Origin of the sequence: Pseudomonas sp. 14A (assembly GCF_018132745.1) — a bacterium.
Taxonomy (GTDB): domain Bacteria; phylum Pseudomonadota; class Gammaproteobacteria; order Pseudomonadales; family Pseudomonadaceae; genus Aquipseudomonas; species Aquipseudomonas mercuritolerans.
In genome coordinates, this window is record NZ_JAGRQJ010000003.1 from 272,370 (window position 1) to 289,440 (window position 17,071).

Below are 17,071 nucleotides of genomic sequence, written 5' to 3' on the forward strand. Positions count from 1 at the left end.
AGTAGATTCGGCTTGTCGGCCGAACGTTTTTCGTTTCAGGGTCGAAACATGAAAGGCAAACTCGCCACGCTCCCCATGTCCTATCGTCTGGCCGTCACTTCACGAGTGCTGGCGGCGGTTTTCGGCGGCTATCTGGTCGCGGCGCTGGCCAGTGTCACCCTGACGTTGTGGCTGCCGCTGAACCGCGCCGAAGCGGTGGTCACTGGCATGACTGTGTCCTTTCTGGTCTATCTGGTTGCCGTGCTCTGGTGCTTTGCCTGCCGCAGCGCGTGGTCGGCGTGGGTCGGCCTGCTGGTGCCGAGCGTGATTCTCGCCACCGTTTCCGGTGCCGCGCGCGGTCTGGGGCTGGCATGAAAGAGGGCTTCCGGCAGGCGATGGCATGGCTGCACACTTGGGCCGGGCTGGTGTTCGGCTGGTTGCTGTTCGCGATTTTTCTCACCGGCACGCTCGCTTATTTCAAAGATGAAATCAGCCACTGGATGCAGCCGGAAATCGCTGCACATTCGCTTGATAGCGAAGCGAGTCTGGCGCTGGCGCAAGATTATCTGCAGCAACACGCCACCGGTGCCTCGCGCTGGCTGATCGATTTGCCCGATGCCCGCGACCCCGGCCTGACGGTGCGCTGGCAACAGGCGCCGGGCAAACCCGGCGAGCGCGGCCGCTTCGAATCCCGAACTCTCGACGCTCAGACCGGGGCCGAGGTGCAGGGCCGCGAAAGCATGGGCGGCGAGTTCTTTTACCGTTTCCACTTCCAGTTGCAGATGCCTTACCCGTGGGGGCGCTGGCTGGCGACCATCGCCGCAATGGTGATGTTCGTTGCGTTGATCAGCGGCATCATCACCCACAAGAAAATCTTCAAGGACTTCTTCACCTTCCGCCCGCGCAAGGGCCAGCGTTCCTGGCTCGACGGGCATAACGCCGTGGGTGTGCTGGTGCTGCCGTTTCACTTGATGATCACTTACAGCAGCCTGGTGATTTTCATGTCGATGGTTATGCCGGCGAGCATCGTTGCCTCTTACGGCAGCGACGTGCGCAAGTTCTACGACGAAGTCTTTCCCGCCTCGAAGACGCCCGAGCGCGCCGATGTCGCCGCACCGCTGACCGCCATGGCGCCGCTACTGGCCAAGGCCAGCGAGCAATGGTCGGGCGGCCACACCGCGCGCCTGTCGGTGAGCAATCCGGGCGATGCCAGCGCCACGGTGGTGCTGTCCCGCGCGGGCGATCGGGTGGTGCATGATTTCGGCCGGGCGGTGACGTTCAACGGCGTCACCGGGCAGCTTCTGAGCAGTACACCCGATCAACCCGTAGCGATGGCGGTGGGTGGCGCGTTTTACGGTTTGCACATGGGCCATTTCGCCGGGCCGCTGTTGCGCTGGCTGTATTTCGTTTGCGGATTGGCCGGCACGGCGATGATTGGCACCGGGCTGGTGATCTGGCTCGGCAAGCGGCAGCTCAAGCACGTGAAAAGCGCGGCGCTGCCGTTCGAATTGCGCTTGGTCGAGGTGCTGAATATCGCCAGCATGGCCGGCCTGGTATCGGCGGTGGCGGTGTTCTTTTTGGCCAATCGACTGCTGCCGGTGAGTCTGGCAGCGCGGGCCGATTGGGAAGTGAATGCATTCTTCATAGCCTGGGGCCTGAGCGTGGTGCATGCGGTGTTGCGTCCGGGACGCAAGGCCTGGATCGAACAGCTGACGCTCGGCGCTGCGCTGTTTATCGCGGTGCCGCTGATCAATGCGCTGACTACGCCGTGGAATCTTGGCGCCAGCCTGATGCAGCGTGATTGGGCACTGGCAGGATTTGATCTGACCTGCCTTGCGACCGGGCTTTTCCTCGGCTGGGCTGCGCGCAAGATGCAGCGTTCGGGCAACCGCGTCAGCGTCGGCAAAACAAAGTCCTCGCCTCGCTCGATCACAGTCGAACAGGGGGCCAACTGATGCTGCTGGCCCTGTTGCTCACCTATGCCGGCTTCACCGCGTTGTGCCTGTCGATGCCACGTCATCACGCCGAATTGCTCGGCGCCAAACCGTCGACGCGCCGCCGTCAGGGTCTGGCGTTGGCGGGATGGCTGTTGCTGGCGCTTTCGCTGTGGGCGGCGGTCGCGGCCAGTGGCTGGAGTTTCGGTCTGGTCGACTGGTTCGCGGTGCTGATGCTCAGCGCTTTGGCATTGGTGCTGTTGCTGCCGTATCGCCCGCGTCTGGCCATGGCCCTGGCCGGGTTGAGCCTGCTGGCGAGCCCGGTCGCCGCCTGGGCGCAGGGCTGAAGTGCTGATGGGTCTGCCGCCGGAATCGCGTGACGATGAAGCGCGTGGCGCGCGTGCGCATTTTCTTCAGGTGTTTCTGTCCCAGCGTGCGCAAATGGAGGCGCTGGTGAATCGGCGCGTCGGTTGTCGGGCGACGGCGGCGGACCTGGTCCAGGATCTGTTTTTGCGCTTCTGGCGGCGGCCGCTGGTCCAGGTCGAAGAGCTCAGCACTTATCTGCTGCGCTGCGCCGGCAACATCGCCATCGATCATTTGCGCAGTGAAGGCACGCGCACGCGGGTCAACGAAGGCTGGCAGCCGGACGAACCCGACAGCCACGGCAGTGAGCCTCAGGCCGCGCTGGAAGCGGGCAACGATCTGCGCCACGTCGAAGCAGCATTGCGCGCCTTGCCCGAGCGTACCCGGCAGATCTTTCTGCTCAATCGCATTCACGGACGCAAGTACGCCGAGATCGCCAAGGCCATTGGCCTGTCCCAAAGTGCCGTGGAAAAACATATGATGCGCGCCCTCGAGGCCTGCAAGGCCAGCCTGCGCGACCCCGCGCCACGCCTGCCAGGGAAAGCACCGTGAAGCCATCAGACCCGATCACGCCGACACCGGCCCAGGAGCAGGCCGCGCTGGCCTGGCTGAGCCTGTTGCATGACCGCCCGAGCACTGGCGATCAGCTCACCTTCAGCCAATGGCTGCGCGCCGATCCGGCTCATGCCCAAGCGTATGCGCAGGCGCAGGTGATCTGGGAACTCAGCGAAAGCCCCGCGCGCACGCTGGCCGATGAAGATGCGCTCGCGCTGCAAGGTTATCTGCAGGCGATGGACGCCCCGCGTCGCTCGCCGATTTTGCGTTGGTCGGGCGCGCTGGCGCTGGCCGCGTGTCTGCTGCTGATGGTCAGCCTCGGCACGGGGTGGCAGGCGCAGCGCTGGCTCGACGATCTGCGCGCCGATCATGTCTCCACGCCTGGCGAAATTCGCACGGTGACACTGGCCGATCAGTCGCAAGTGACGCTGGATGCCGACAGCGCGATTGCTGTGGATTTCAGTCATGGCCAGCGCCGCGTGAAATTGATCAGAGGCGCTGCTTTCTTCAGCGTCACTCACACTGGCGATCCGTTTGTGGTGGCGGCGGAACAGGGCGAGGCGCGGGTGCTCGGCACGCAGTTCGAAGTACGGCGGCAACCTCATGGCGCGCAAGTGACGGTGTTGTCCGGACGTGTCGCGGTGACGGCGGACGAGCACGGTCAACAACAGATTCTCACTGCTGGTCAGCAAGTTGCTTATGCCGACGGCACTGCGGAAAAACTGCTTGCCGTGGACAGTGAAGCGCAACTGGCCTGGCGTCAGGGTTGGCTGACCTACTACAAGACCACGCTGGCCGAAGTCGTCGAGGATCTGCGCCGCTATTACCCGGGGCGGATTGTGCTGCTCAACGATGAGCTGGCGGCGCGCAAGGTCAGCGGCAGCTTTCCGAGCAAGGACCCGCAGGCGGTGCTCAATTCGTTGCAGGGAGTGTTGGGGTTTGAGCAGCATCGGGTGTTGGGGCAGCTGATTATTCTGCGCTAAGGCTGCCGGCCTCTTCGCGAGCAGGCTCGCTCCCACAGGGAACGCATTCCAAAGGTGGGAGCGGGCCTGCCCGCGAAGGCGTCAGCCCAGGCAACAAATTCCCCGAAAAATATTTTCAAATTAAAGGTGAGGTAACCCCGAGCCCCATCCGTGTAGTGACTGAAACTGCGAGCCATTCGCATCCGTTGCGGTTCTACACAGGTCATTGAGCAATGAAGTCCAGGGCAAAATCCGGTTCGGTCAAACAGTGGTTTAGCGTGTCGGCATTGAGTTTTTCCGCGTTGGCATTGCTGCCGATGAGTATCGCGCTGGCGGCAGAAGCGGTGGGCAGTCAGGCGCAACAGCAATTCAATTTTGCCCTCGCCGCCAAACCGTTGCCGCAGGCCCTGAGCGACTTCAGCCGCGTGACCGGGCAGAGCGTGGTCTACACCGACGAAGCGCCGTACGGCTTCAATGCTCCGGCAGTCAACGGCCAGATGAGCGCCGAACAGGCCCTGCAACGCCTGCTCGGCAACTCCGGCCTGAGCTTTCGCCGCACCGACAGTCATACCCTGGCGCTGGAGCCGATGCCGACCGCAGGCGCGCTCAATCTCGGCGCCACCACCATCACGTCCACGCGCGACGAATCAATGAGTTATCAGCCACCGGAAACCAGTTCGGTGATGCGCTCATCGGCGTCGCTGCAAGAAATTCCGCAGACGGTCAATGTCATCCCGGCGCAGGTCATTCGCGATCAGGCGCCGCGCAATCTCGACGACGCGCTGGCCAATGTCAGCGGCATCACCCAGGGCAACACCTTGGGCAGTACCCAAGACTCGGTGATGACTCGCGGTTTCGGTGACAACCGCAACGGCTCGATCATGCGCGACGGCATGCCGCTGGTGCAGGGCCGTGGCATGAACGCGACCGTGGATCGCGTCGAAGTGCTCAAGGGCCCGGCCTCGTTGCTCTACGGGATTCAGGATCCGGGTGGCGTGGTCAACCTGGTCAGCAAGAAGCCGGAACTGACCCAGTACAACGCCGTGACCGTGCGCGGTTCGAGCTACGGTGACGGCAAGAACGGCAGCGGCGGCGCCTTCGACAGCACCGGGGCGCTGGGCGATTCCGGCTTCGCTTATCGCATGGTCGTCGATCATGAAGACGAAGATTACTGGCGCAACTTCGGCACCCACCGCGAGACGCTGATCGCACCGTCGCTGGCCTGGTACGGCGAGCGCACCAAGCTGTTGTTCGCCTACGAACACCGCGAATTTCTCACGCCGTTCGACCGTGGCACCTTGATCGATCCGCGCACCAATCATCCGCTGGATATCTCGCGCAAGCAGCGTCTCGATGAGCCGTTCAACGACATGGAAGGGCGCTCGGACCTCTACCATTTCGAAGCCGACCACGAACTCAACGACGACTGGAAAGCTCACTTCGGCTACAGCTGGAACCGTGAAACCTACGACGCCAGCCAAGTCCGCGTGACGGCGATCGATACCAACAAAGGCACACTGACCCGCAGCATGGACGGTACCCAGAACGCGATCAGCACCGATCGTTTCACCACCGCCAGCCTTGAAGGCAAAGTGAATGTGCTGGGCATGCAGCATGATCTGGTGTTCGGCGTTGATGATGAATACCGCAAGATCTACCGCGAAGATCTGATCCGGCAGAAAAGCCTGACCACGTTCAGCTATCTCAATCCGGTCTATGGTCGCGAAGTGATGGGCACTACGGTGAGTGCGCCCGACAGCGCGCAGACCGACAAACTGCGCAGCGATTCGCTGTTCCTGCAGGATTCGATTCACCTCAACGAGCAGTGGATTCTGGTCGCTGGCGGCCGTTTTCAGGAGTACGACCAGTACGCTGGCAAAGGCGTGCCGTTCAAGGCCAATACCGACAGCAACGGGCAGAAGTGGGTGCCGCGCGCAGGGCTGGTGTATCGCTACACCGACGCGCTGTCGTTCTACGGCAGCTACACCGAATCGTTCAAACCCAACTCGACCATCGCCCCCCTGAGCGGCAGCAGTACCGTGCTCGACGGCAGCATTGCGCCAGAAGAAGCCAAGTCGTGGGAGCTGGGGGCGCGGCTGGATATGCCCGGCAGCATCACCGGCAATATCGCGCTGTTCGACATCAAGAAACGCAACGTGCTGGTGGCCAACTCCGAAGGCCCGACAACGATTTACAGTGCGGCAGGCGAGGTGCGTTCACGCGGGCTGGAAGTTGACCTGAGCGGGCAACTCAGCGAGCACTGGAACCTGATCGGCAGCTACGCCTACACCGATGCCGAAGTCACCGAAGACCCGGAATACAAAGGCAAGCGCCTGCAAAACGTAGCGAAGAATTCCGGCTCGCTGTCGGCAGTGTATGACTTCGGCAGTGTGTTTGGTGGTGATCAGTTGCGTGTCGGTGCCGGTGCGCGGTACGTCGGCGAACGCGCAGGCAATGCGGTGAATGATTTTGACCTGCCGAGCTACACGGTGGCTGATGCGTTTGCCACTTACGACACAAAAGTCGAAGGGCAGAAGGTCAAGTTTCAGTTGAACGTGAAGAACCTGTTCGATCGCACCTATTACACCTCGTCGGCGAGCCGCTTCTTTGTGTCGATGGGGGATTCGCGGCAGGTTTCGCTTTCCAGCACTCTGGAGTTTTGAGGCAAGATCAAAAGCCCCTCACCCTAGCCCTCTCCCGGAGGGAGAGGGGACTGACCGTGGGATATTCCAGAGGTACACCGACTTGAATGTGTTGCTTTGAATCCATAATCGATTCGGTGTTTCAGGTCGACGTACAGTGCGAGACACCTCGGTCGGCCCCCTCTCCCTCCGGGAGAGGGCTGGGGTGAGGGGAAAAGGGGTCAACGCAAAAACGCCTGCCGATACTCTCCCGGCGTCCCACCCAAAACCTGCCTGAACCGATTAGTGAAATGACTGGCACTGGCAAACCCGCACGCCAGCGCAATTTCGCCAAGCGGCAACGCCGTGCCGCGCAACAATTCCCGCGCCCGGTTCAAGCGCCGCGCCAGCACGTACTGGTGCGGCGGTAGCCCGAAGCTGACGCGGAACATCCGCGCAAAGTGATATTCCGACAGCGCACACAATCCGGCCAGTTGTCCCAGGCTGATGGCTTCGCTCAACTGGTTGTCGATGAACTCCACCAATTGTCGGCGCTGATGCGGCGCCAGCCCGCCCTTAAGGCGCAGGCCCTGTCGTGCGCCCACCTGGCTGAGCAAGGTGTGGCTGATCAATTCATGGGCGAGGCTGCTGGTCAGCAAGCGCTCGGCCGGCTCTTGCCAGTTCAGATTCAGCAATTGCCGGAAGCGCTGCGCCTGCTGCGGATCTTCGAGAAAGGTCTGCTCGCGTAATTGCATCTCGCGTGGTTCGCGATCGAGCAAAGTGACGCAACCGAGGGCGAATTGTTCGGCGCTGAAATACAGGTGCGCCAGACGGATATCGCCATTGATCACCCAGCCCGATTCATGATCGGCCGGCAGGATGCACAGCTTGTCCGGCCCGCCCTTGCGGCCCGGCTGGCCACGACGGAAGGTGCCGGTGCCGCCGGCGACGTAGCACGACAGCGTGTGATGACTTGGCGCTTCGTATTCCTGGGCATCGTGGTGGTTGGTCCACAAGGCCGCAGACATGCCGTCACCGAGCTCGGCGCTGTGCACAAGGCGTGCATTCGGCGAGCGGTTGAGGGCTTGAAAGACTTGCAGGGTATCGATAGCGGCCATGTTCGGTTCTCTCCAACGCCTTGCATCCTACTCCGTAGACGCAGCGCTGCCAGCCTGCCGCCAGACAAAAGCGCAAGATTGTGCAAGCGCCGAATGACGCCCGAGGCAGACACTCAAGGCCTGCTTAAGGAGTGTGTGCCATGAACCTGTCGTTGTACCTGCTGACCGTGCTGATCTGGGGCACCACCTGGATTGCCTTGAAATGGCAATTGGGCGTGGTCGAAATCCCTGTGTCGATTGTCTATCGCTTCGGCCTCGCGGCGTTGGTGTTGTTTGCGTTGTTGCTGCTCAGCCGACGCCTGCAACCGATGAACCGCCGTGGCCATTTGATCTGCGTGGCACAGGGTTTGTGCCTGTTCTGCGTGAACTTCATGTGCTTTCTGACGGCCAGCCAGTGGATTCCCAGCGGGCTGGTGGCGGTGGTGTTTTCCACGGCAACACTGTGGAACGCCCTGAATGCGCGGGTGTTCTTCGGCCAGCGCATTGCCCGCAATGTGTTGCTGGGCGGTGCGTTGGGGCTGTCGGGTCTGGGGCTGTTGTTCTGGCCGGAACTGGGCGGGCATCAGGCCAGTCCGCAAACCCTGCTCGGCCTTGGATTGGCATTATGCGGCACCCTGTGTTTTTCGGCGGGCAACATGTTATCGAGTCTGCAACAGAAGGCCGGCCTCCGACCGCTGACCACCAACGCCTGGGGCATGGCTTATGGCGCGGCGATGCTGACGGTGTGGTGTCTGTTCAAAGGCATCCCCTTCGACATGGACTGGTCGCCCCGTTATGTCGGGGCGCTGTTGTATCTGGTGATTCCCGGCTCGGTGATCGGCTTCACTGCCTATCTCACGCTGGTCGGGCGCATGGGGCCGGAGCGGGCGGCTTATTGCACGGTGCTGTTCCCGGTGGTGGCGCTGAACGTGTCGGCGTTTGCCGAAGGATATCAATGGACAGCACCGGCGTTGGTCGGGCTGGTGCTGGTGATGCTGGGCAACGTGTTGGTGTTCCGTAAACCCAAAGCGTTGGTGCCTGCCGGGCATGGGAAGTTGGCTTGATAACTCGAGCGCTGATAGTCAGCGCTCGACTTTCAAAGTGATGTAAATCATTGCCGGGAAGACGAAGTCGACAATGTGTCTTGCCCAGTCCTTGGCATTCCAGGATTGCGAAGTGTCCATGTCGAACCATTCGACACCGACCGTTTGCAGGCATACGTAATAAATGAAAATGGCGACCAATATGCCCATGATCGAAAATTTCTTGGCTTCATGAAACTGCGCTGCTGATGCGTCGATGTAGCGATATAACTGGTAAGTGCCGATCAGGCAGAGCACCGTATAAGTCACTTCCATGGTGATGATGAACCAATAGATCCGGTGATGGATCATCGGCGAATCGATCGCCCGGTACATGATGTTTTCACTGGCGTTGGTAGTGTCCATGCTCAGGATGTGTGCAACGTAGGTGTAGTTGGACTCATAGTCGGTGAAGTTGTGGATCATCACCAGCAGGCCAAAGAAACTTATATAAGCCATCAGGATGACTTTGCTGTAACGAATGAGTTTGTCGGTGGTCAGGGTGTTCACGGGATCAGCTCTCCATAGCAAATAATCAATAAGTTGATAAGTTGCGAGAGCTTATATGGCAGTTACTGGGTCTGGCGTTCTTGTTCGGTTGCAAGTTATGTAAGGTGAGGGCCAGCGCAATGTTGCGCTGGCCCTTATTTTCAACCGCGCCAGACTTGCGGGTTGACCAGATCCTGCGGCCGTTCGCCGAGCAGGGCGCTGCGCAGGTTGGCCAGTGCGCGGTTGGCCATGGCTTCGCGGGTTTCGGTGGTGGCCGAGCCGATGTGCGGCAGGGTCACGGCGTTTTTCAACTGGAAAAGCGGCGATTCGGTCAGCGGTTCTTTTTCGTAGACGTCCAGCCCGGCGCCACGGATGCGGTTGTTTTGCAGGGCTTCAATCAGTGCCGGTTCGTCGACCACCGGGCCGCGCGAGATGTTGACCAGGATCGCGCTCGGCTTCATCAGCGCCAGCTCGCGGTGGCTGATCAGGTGGCGGGTCTTGTCGCTGAGTGGCACCACCAGGCAGACGAAGTCGGCTTCGGCCAGTAGCTCATCGAGGCTGCGCAACTGCGCGCCGAGTTCCTGTTCCAGCTCGGTCTTGCGGCTGTTGCCGCTGTAGATGACCGGCATGTTGAAGCCGAAACGGCCACGGCGGGCGACGGCGGCGCCGATGTTGCCCATGCCGACGATACCGAGGGTCTTGCCGTGCACATCACTGCCGAACAACGGGGCGCCGACGCTGGCCTGCCATTGCCCGGCCTTGGTCCAGGCGTCGAGTTCGGCGACGCGGCGGGCGCTGCTCATGATCAGGGCGAAGGCGAGGTCGGCGGTGCTTTCGGTGAGCACGTCGGGGGTGTTGGTGAGCATGATCCCGCGTTCGTTGAAGTAGTCGAGGTCGTAGTTGTCGTAGCCGACCGAGACGCTCGAGACCACTTCGAGTCTGGTTGCGCTTTCCAGTTGTGCGCGGCCGAGTTTGCGGCCGACGCCGATGAGGCCGTGGGCGTGGGGCAGGGCTTCGTCGAACTGGGCGTTGATGTCACCGGTCTTGGGGTTGGGGACGATGACGTCGAATTCTTCTTGCAGGCGTTCGATCATGGGCGGGGTGATGCGGCTGAAGGCCAGGACTGTTTTTTTCATTGGGCTTAGGCTCGTCGGGGCTTGATTGCAAGCACGCTAACATTTTCTCGCTCGGGTTGTCTTGGCGGCCTCTGGGCCGACCAGGTTCTTGGGGTTTTGGGTGAATATCCGTTTCTTCGGGTGTTGCTGATTACGGTTCCGCCCTTACGGCGGGTCACCTTTTTCAAACGCCAAAAAGGTAACCCAAAAGGCTTGCTCCTACGTTCGGCCCTCGCAGGCTCGGGTTCCTTCGCTCCGGGACTGATCCGGGCGCAGCGGCTCCGGTTTGCTTCGCTGCACCTCCTTCCGCTGTGTCTGGCTGCGCCAGACGGTCGCTGCGCTCCCACGCCCGGATCAATCCCTCCACTCAGCCTTCCGACGTCGCCGGTGAGTCAAGATCAAGAGCACTCGAGCTTGCGCTCATTGTTGAGTGGGGCGGCTTCGCCGCGGGCAGCTGCGCTGCTTTGCCTTTGCTTTTGTAGGAGTGAGCCTGCTCGCGAAGGCGGCCTGACAGCCGACCTGTTTCTCGTTGATGTACTCGATTCAAACTGGAGGAGCAGCCGCAGGCTGCGATCTTTTGATCTTGCTTTTGCTTTTCTGTGGGAGCGAGCCTGCTCGCGAAGGCGGCCTGACAGCCGACCTGTTTCTCGTTGATGTACTCGATTCAAACTGTAGGAGCTGCCGAAGGCTGCGATCTTTTGATCTTGCTTTTGCTTTCTGTGGAAGCGAGCCTGCTCGCGAAGGCGGTTTATCTGACACCTCGAATGTTGAATGTGCCGAAGCCCTCGCGGTCGGGCTCGCTCCCGGAAGGTCAGCTGCGTGACGGGGGCTGATGGATTTCGTAATTATCCAGTACCCGATTCACCGCCAGTTCCGCCAGCATGATCACCTGCTGGATGGCCAATATCGTGTGCCGCTGTGGGCTGTCGACGTGGGCGGCGATGTCGCTGCTCATGATGCTCGCCGAGGCGAGGGATTCGCAGGCGTGGGCCAGCAGGCTTTCGTTGTCCTGGTCCGGGGCGACCTGGAACATGGTGCTGGGTTTGTGGCTTTGCTGCGCGGTGGTGGCCGGTTTGAGGTAGTGATCCAGCGCGCGCTCGGCGGCGTCGTGGAGTTTGTTCGAGTCGGGGGATTGGTAGGGTGAGGTGCTTGCGGATTCGGGGGGATTGGGTGTGGGTTTGAACATGGCAAAGATCCTTTTGGATTAATGGAGCTGCCATTTTTCGTTTTCCAGGCGAAAGGGGTGGCAGCTGTACGCGGACTGGAAAAACCGGCAAAGGATCAAACCCGGCAGACCCGAAGGTCTCCCACGTACAGCCGCCATAACTGAATACCGGCGCTGAAAGAGCGCGGCATTATGTCATGCGCTGTGATCCTGCGGGTTTTCCAGACCCGGTCGCTGATTCGTCAGCAACCGCCAGATCCTAGCCAGCGCACTTCCGACGGACAACCTGCAAAACCTGTCGGAAACTTCCCCGTAAACACCCCAACGTAGGAGCTGCCGTAGGCTGCGATCTTTTGATTTTTAAACAGCAGGATCAAAAGATCGCAGCCTCGTTGCACTCGTCAGCTCCTACACGAAACCTTCGAGTGTTTAAAACTTAGGTGGCGACCCGGACGCCTGCCAAACTCCCGGTCAGTTCATACGCGACCAGTTCCGCCTGATGCGCCGCCAATATTTCCGGCAACGACCCACGCAAGTACTCCACCCAGGTTTTGATCTTCGCATCCAGGTACTGCCGAGACGGGTAGATCGCGTAGAGGTTGAGTTCCTGCGAGCGGTAGTTCGGCATAACACGCACCAGGGTGCCGTTGCGCAGGCCTTCGATGGCGGCGTAGACCGGTAGCACGCCGACGCCCATGCCGCTGGTGATGGCGGTTTTCATGGCGTCGGCGGAGTTGACCAGGAATGGCGAGCTGTTGATGGTGACTGTTTCCTGGCCGTCCGGGCCGTCGAAGGCCCATTTCTCCAGCGGGATCACCGGGCTGACCAGGCGCAGGCAGGCATGGTTGAGCAGGTCGCTGGGTTTCTGTGCGGCGCCGTTGGCTTTTACGTAGGCCGGCGAGGCGCAGACGATGCTGTAGGTGATGCCCAGGCGTTGCGAGACGAAGCCCGAGTCGGGCAGTTCGCTGGCGAGCACGATGGACACGTCGTAGCCCTCGTCGAGCAGGTCCGGCACGCGGTTGGCCAAGGTCAGGTCGAAGGTCACGTCGGGGTGGGTCTTGCGGTAGCGGGCGATGGCGTCGATGACGAAGTGCTGACCGATGCCGGTCATGGTGTGCACTTTCAGTTGGCCGGCCGGGCGCGCGTGGGCGTCGCTGGCTTCCGCTTCGGCTTCTTCGACGTAGGCGAGGATCTGTTCGCAGCGCAGCAGGTAGCGCTTGCCGGCCTCGGTCAGGGCGATGCGCCGGGTCGTGCGATTGAGCAGGCGGGTTTGCAGGTGGGCTTCCAGATTGGAGACCGCGCGCGAGACGTTGGCGGTAGTGGTGTCCAGTTGCACGGCGGCGGCGGTGAAGCTGCCCGCTTCGGCAACACAACTGAAGGCGCGCATGTTTTGCAAAGTGTCCATGGTGTGCTCTCAAGGGAGATGGCAAATTGTGACACGAAGTTTCAGGGGCTGAGACCCCCGACCAAGGGATTATCTCGTTAACCGTAACAAAGATTCACAGAAAACCCGACTTATCGCCGTCAGGGCAGCTCCATAGAATTGCGCCAATCCCTGTAGGAGCTGCCGAAGGCTGCGATCTTTTGATCTTTTAAAAGACAACATCAAAACATCGCAGCCTTCGGCAGCTCCTACACAAATCCCTCGATTGATCCCTTTCTCAGGAATTCGCAGCTGTGCCGCGTCGCATCAACAGAGCGCTTTTGCCGCTCAGTGTTCTGGCTTTAACCCTGGCTCTCGGCGGCTGCATCTCAACCCAAGGCATTGCCCCTCACGGCGAAACGCTTGCGGCCGATTCACTGGCCACCGATGCAGCCATTGCCGACGCAGCCAAGGACGCCCATTGGCCCACTGCGCAATGGTGGCAAGCGTTTGGCGACCCGCAACTCAATCGCTGGATCGACCTCGCCGTGCAGGGCAGCCCGAGCATGGCCATCGCCGCCGCGCGGGTGCGTCAGGCCAAGGCCATGGCCGGTGTTGCCGAAGCAGCCGAGGCGTTGCAGATCAATGGCGAATCGACCCTCAAGCGCCACAACTGGCCGACCGACCAGTTCTACGGCCCCGGCGATCTGGCCAACACCACCACATGGGACAACAACGCAGCGCTCGGCTTCAGCTACGCCCTCGACCTCTGGGGGCGGGAGCGTAATGCCAGCGAACGGGCGGTGGATCTGGCGCATGTGAGCGTCGCCGAAGCACGACTGGCGCAGCTGGAATTGCAGAACAATATCGTCCGCGCCTACATCGAATTGTCGCTGCATTACGCCCAGCGCGACATCGTCGCGGCGACACTCCAGCAGCAACAGCAGATTCTCGATCTGGCGCAGAAACGCCTGAGCGGCGGGATCGGCACGCACTTCGAAGTCAGCCAGGCCGAAACGCCGTTGCCGGAAACCCATCGCCAGCTCGATGCGCTGGACGAAGAAATCGCCCTGAGCCGCAACCAGATTGCCGCGCTGGCCGGTAAAGGCCCGGGCGCAGCTGCGCAACTGCAGCGGCCGACGCTGTCCCTCGCGGCGCCGTTGAAGTTGCCCTCGGCATTGCCCGCCGAACTGCTCGGCCAGCGTCCGGACGTGGTCGCCAGTCGCTGGCAAGTGGCGGCGCAGGCGCGCGGTATCGATGTCGCTCACGCCGGGTTTTACCCCAATGTAGATCTGGTCGGCAGCCTCGGCTACATGGCCACTGGCGGCGGCGCGCTGGAGTTTTTGACTGGCAAGAAACTCAACTACAACGTCGGCCCGGCGATCTCGTTGCCGATCTTCGACGGCGGTCGACTGCGTGGCGAACTGGGCGAAGCGGCGGCCGGTTATGACATCGCCGTGGCGCACTACAACCAGACCCTGATCAACGCGCTGAAGAACATTTCCGATCAGTTGATCCGCCGCGAGTCGATCGACAAGCAGCAGGACTTCGCGGCCGAATCCGTGGCTGCCGCAAAGAAGACTTACGACATCGCGATGATCGCCTACCAACGCGGCCTCACCGATTACCTCAACGTGCTCAATGCGCAGACATTGCTGTTCAAACAGCAGCAAGTGCAGCAGCAGGTGCAGGCGGCGCGATTGAGTGCGCATGCCGAATTGGTGACGGCATTGGGTGGCGGCCTTGGTGCCGGTGATGACGTGCCGACAGCCGAGCAGACCCAAGCCCCGAAAACACCGGTTCTCTTGCGTTGAACACAGCCTCCATTGTGGGAGCGAGCCTGCTCGCGAAGAGTGCGTATCAGTCAATGAACATGTTGCCTGACACGCCGCTTTCGCGAGCAGGCTCGCTCCCACAGGTTTCGAGTCCGCATTGCATGCCTGAGTATTTCCAATGACCTCCTTGCCCGCCCCCCTGCGCTGGCTCCACTCCCTTGAATGGCGTCGCGGTTTCTTCGACTGGGCACGCAGCGACGGCGTGACCTGGGTGTATATCTTCAAGGTGTTGCTCGCCGCTTTTCTCACCTTATGGCTGGCGATGCGTCTGGAATTGCCGCAACCGCGCACGGCGATGATCACCGTGTTTATCGTCATGCAGCCGCAGAGCGGTCAGGTGTTCGCCAAGAGTTTCTATCGCTTCCTCGGCACGCTGGCCGGGTCGGCGATGATGGTCACGCTGATCGCTTTGTTTGCGCAGAACACGGAGCTGTTTCTCGGCTCGCTGGCGATCTGGGTCGGCATCTGCTCGGCCGGTGCCGCACGTTGCCGTAACTTTCGCGCCTACGGTTTTGTCCTTGCCGGTTACACCGCAGCGATGGTCGGTCTGCCGGCGCTGGCGCATCCCGACGGCGCCTTCATGGCCGCGGTGTGGCGGGTGCTGGAGATCTCGCTGGGGATTCTCTGCTCAACCCTGATCAGCGCTGGGATCCTGCCGCAGACCGCCAGCGCGGCGATGCGCAACGCTTTGTATCAGCGCTTCGGTGTGTTCGCGCTCTTCGTCACCGATGGCTTGCGCGGGCGCAGCAAAGCCGAGGCGTTCGAAGCCAGCAACGTGCGCTTCATTGCCGAAGCCGTCGGCCTGGAAGGCTTGCGTAGCGTGACCGTGTTCGAAGACCCGCACATGCGCCGGCGCAACGGTCGTCTGAGCCGATTGAACAGCGAGTTCATGGGCATCACCACGCGTTTCAACGCCTTGCATCAGTTGCTCGAACGCCTGCACGGCAATGGCGAAGAGCACGTCGTGGCAGCGATCAAACCGGGCTTGCAGGACCTCGCCGAAGTGCTCGACGGCTTCAGCGGTCGCGCCCTGACCAGCCCCGATGCGGCTCGTTTGGCGACCGCGTTGGCCAGCTACAAGGAAGGTCTGCCGGCACGCGTTCGAACCCTGCGCGGGATCTTTCAGGACACTGCTCCGAGCGAAGCCGAACAACTGGATTTCCACACCGCCTACGAATTGCTCTACCGCTTCGTCGATGACTTGCACAGTTATGCACAGACCCACGCGTCTTTGGCCGAGCACCGCCACGAACGTGAGCGCTGGGACGAGCCGTTCACCCCGCAAACCAACTGGTGGGCGGCGGCCGCGTCGGGGATTCGTGCCTCGTTCATCCTGATTGTGTTGGGCAGTTATTGGGTCGCCACCGCGTGGCCGAGCGGGGCGACCATGACCCTGATCGCCGCCGCCACCGTCGGCCTTTCCGCCGCGACACCGAACCCCAAGCGCATGGCCTTTCAAATGGCCTGCGGGACTTTTCTCGGCGCACTGATCGGCTTCGTCGAGATGTTTTTCATCTTCCCGTTGATCGACGGTTTCCCCTTGCTCTGCGTGATGCTCGCGCCGGTGATCGTGCTCGGTTCGTTCCTCGCCTCACGACCGCAATACGCCGGTGTCGGCCTCGGGTTGTTGATCTTTTTCAGCACCGGTTCGGTGCCGGACAATCTCACGATTTACAACCCCTACACCTTCATCAACGACTACATCGCCATGGTCATGGGCATGCTCGTGTGTGCCGCAGCGGGCGCGATCATTCTGCCGCCGAACAGTCGCTGGCTGTGGCAGCGCCTGGAGCAGGATCTGCGCGGGCAAGTGGTCTACGCGATCAGCGGCAGACTCAAAGGCCTGGCCTCAAGTTTCGAGAGCCGCACCCGCGATCTGCTGCATCAGGCGTACGGCCTCGCGGCAGGGCAACCGAAGGTGCAGAAGAGTCTGCTGCGCTGGATGTTCGTGGTGCTCGAAGTCGGCCACGCGATCATCGAATTGCGCAAGGAGCAGGCGATCCTGCCGGTGCATCCGGCCTATGCCGAATCGCAGCCGTGGCGCCAGGCAATCCGGGTGATGGGGCGTGCGCTGGTGCGCCTGTTTCTGCAGCCGAACGCGAGCAATCTCGAACGTGCACTGGTGGCGGTCGATCATGCTATCAGCCGCGTCGCCGCCACCGACGAGCCGTTCGCGCCGCACTTCGATACCTCCGCGTTGCGGCGGGTGAAAAGCTATCTGCACTTCATCCGCACCTCGCTGCTCGACCCGCAATCACCCCTCGCCCAATTCGCTTCTGCCCGGCCCGAAGGACTCGCCCATGCCTCGTGAAATCGCCTTCCACGGCGTGTACATGCCGACCATGACCCTGATGTTTTTCATTGCTGCGGGACTGGCCTGGGCTGTGGACCGCTTCCTCTCGGGGTTCGACCTGTACCGTTTTTTCTGGCACCCGGCGCTGCTGCGTCTGAGCCTGTTTACCTGTCTGTTCGGCGCCATGGCGCTGACTGTCTACCGTTGAGAACATCTTG

General features: G+C 61.4%; 15 protein-coding genes. 10 read left to right on the forward strand and 5 right to left on the reverse strand.

The window, feature by feature from the left end; genetic code table 11:
- Positions 1 to 48 precede the first annotated feature (48 nt).
- From PS14A_RS03885 to PS14A_RS03910, 6 genes are all read left to right on the forward strand, one after another.
- Positions 49 to 354: a DUF3649 domain-containing protein gene (locus tag PS14A_RS03885; RefSeq protein ID WP_212615351.1), complete on the forward strand. Its 306-nt coding sequence runs from the start codon at positions 49 to 51 to the stop codon at positions 352 to 354.
- Complete coding sequence (locus PS14A_RS03890; RefSeq protein WP_212615352.1) at positions 351 to 1,934, forward strand: PepSY-associated TM helix domain-containing protein; 1,584 nt, start codon at positions 351 to 353, stop codon at positions 1,932 to 1,934. Before PS14A_RS03885 ends, PS14A_RS03890 begins: the two co-directional genes overlap by 4 nt.
- Positions 1,934 to 2,260, forward strand: a complete 327-nt coding sequence (locus PS14A_RS03895; RefSeq protein ID WP_212615353.1) for a DUF3325 domain-containing protein — start codon at positions 1,934 to 1,936, stop codon at positions 2,258 to 2,260. The genes PS14A_RS03890 and PS14A_RS03895 overlap by 1 nt, the downstream gene beginning before the upstream one ends.
- Position 2,261: 1 nt before the next feature.
- A complete protein-coding gene (locus PS14A_RS03900; protein ID WP_212615354.1) occupies positions 2,262 to 2,828 on the forward strand; it encodes an RNA polymerase sigma factor in 567 nt (188 codons plus the stop codon).
- The gene (locus tag PS14A_RS03905) at positions 2,825 to 3,814 is read left to right on the forward strand and encodes a FecR family protein (protein ID WP_212615355.1); all 990 of its coding nucleotides are present in this window, start codon (positions 2,825 to 2,827) and stop codon (positions 3,812 to 3,814) included. The genes PS14A_RS03900 and PS14A_RS03905 overlap by 4 nt, the downstream gene beginning before the upstream one ends.
- Before the next feature lie 212 nt (positions 3,815 to 4,026).
- Positions 4,027 to 6,456, forward strand: a complete 2,430-nt coding sequence (locus PS14A_RS03910) for a TonB-dependent receptor (RefSeq protein WP_212615356.1) — start codon at positions 4,027 to 4,029, stop codon at positions 6,454 to 6,456.
- 200 nt (positions 6,457 to 6,656) lie between these two features.
- Here PS14A_RS03910 and PS14A_RS03915 read toward each other — a convergent pair whose 3' ends face one another.
- Positions 6,657 to 7,532 carry an AraC family transcriptional regulator gene (locus tag PS14A_RS03915; RefSeq protein ID WP_212615357.1) on the reverse strand — a complete coding sequence of 292 codons (876 nt, stop codon included), beginning with the start codon at positions 7,530 to 7,532 and terminating at the stop codon, positions 6,657 to 6,659.
- A gap of 140 nt (positions 7,533 to 7,672) precedes the next feature.
- Here PS14A_RS03915 and PS14A_RS03920 point away from each other — a divergent pair, with 140 nt between their 5' ends.
- On the forward strand, positions 7,673 to 8,575 hold the full coding sequence (locus tag PS14A_RS03920) for a DMT family transporter (protein WP_212615358.1): 903 nt from the start codon (positions 7,673 to 7,675) through the stop codon (positions 8,573 to 8,575).
- Positions 8,576 to 8,593: 18 nt separating this feature from the next.
- On the opposite strand, the gene PS14A_RS03925 is transcribed toward PS14A_RS03920, so the two are convergent.
- From PS14A_RS03925 to PS14A_RS03940, 4 genes are all read right to left on the reverse strand, one after another.
- Positions 8,594 to 9,103 (reverse strand): DUF2165 domain-containing protein, encoded by a 510-nt coding sequence (locus PS14A_RS03925; protein WP_137215462.1) that lies wholly within the window; start codon positions 9,101 to 9,103, stop codon positions 8,594 to 8,596.
- Positions 9,104 to 9,243: 140 nt separating this feature from the next.
- Positions 9,244 to 10,218, reverse strand: a complete 975-nt coding sequence (locus tag PS14A_RS03930) for a D-glycerate dehydrogenase (protein ID WP_212615359.1) — start codon at positions 10,216 to 10,218, stop codon at positions 9,244 to 9,246.
- A gap of 790 nt (positions 10,219 to 11,008) precedes the next feature.
- Positions 11,009 to 11,383 carry a DUF6124 family protein gene (locus PS14A_RS03935; protein WP_212615360.1) on the reverse strand — a complete coding sequence of 125 codons (375 nt, stop codon included), beginning with the start codon at positions 11,381 to 11,383 and terminating at the stop codon, positions 11,009 to 11,011.
- A gap of 415 nt (positions 11,384 to 11,798) precedes the next feature.
- On the reverse strand, positions 11,799 to 12,767 hold the full coding sequence (locus PS14A_RS03940; protein WP_039759257.1) for a LysR family transcriptional regulator: 969 nt from the start codon (positions 12,765 to 12,767) through the stop codon (positions 11,799 to 11,801).
- A 272-nt stretch (positions 12,768 to 13,039) separates the two neighbouring features.
- Here PS14A_RS03940 and PS14A_RS03945 point away from each other — a divergent pair, with 272 nt between their 5' ends.
- The 3 genes from PS14A_RS03945 (at position 13,040) to PS14A_RS03955 (ending at position 17,061) form a co-directional block, all read left to right on the forward strand.
- Positions 13,040 to 14,539 (forward strand): efflux transporter outer membrane subunit, encoded by a 1,500-nt coding sequence (locus PS14A_RS03945; protein WP_212615361.1) that lies wholly within the window; start codon positions 13,040 to 13,042, stop codon positions 14,537 to 14,539.
- Between the two features lie 139 nt (positions 14,540 to 14,678).
- Positions 14,679 to 16,871: an FUSC family protein gene (locus PS14A_RS03950; protein WP_212615362.1), complete on the forward strand. Its 2,193-nt coding sequence runs from the start codon at positions 14,679 to 14,681 to the stop codon at positions 16,869 to 16,871.
- Positions 16,861 to 17,061 carry a DUF1656 domain-containing protein gene (locus PS14A_RS03955; RefSeq protein WP_016771611.1) on the forward strand — a complete coding sequence of 67 codons (201 nt, stop codon included), beginning with the start codon at positions 16,861 to 16,863 and terminating at the stop codon, positions 17,059 to 17,061. Before PS14A_RS03950 ends, PS14A_RS03955 begins: the two co-directional genes overlap by 11 nt.
- The last annotated feature ends 10 nt before the right edge of the window (positions 17,062 to 17,071 follow it).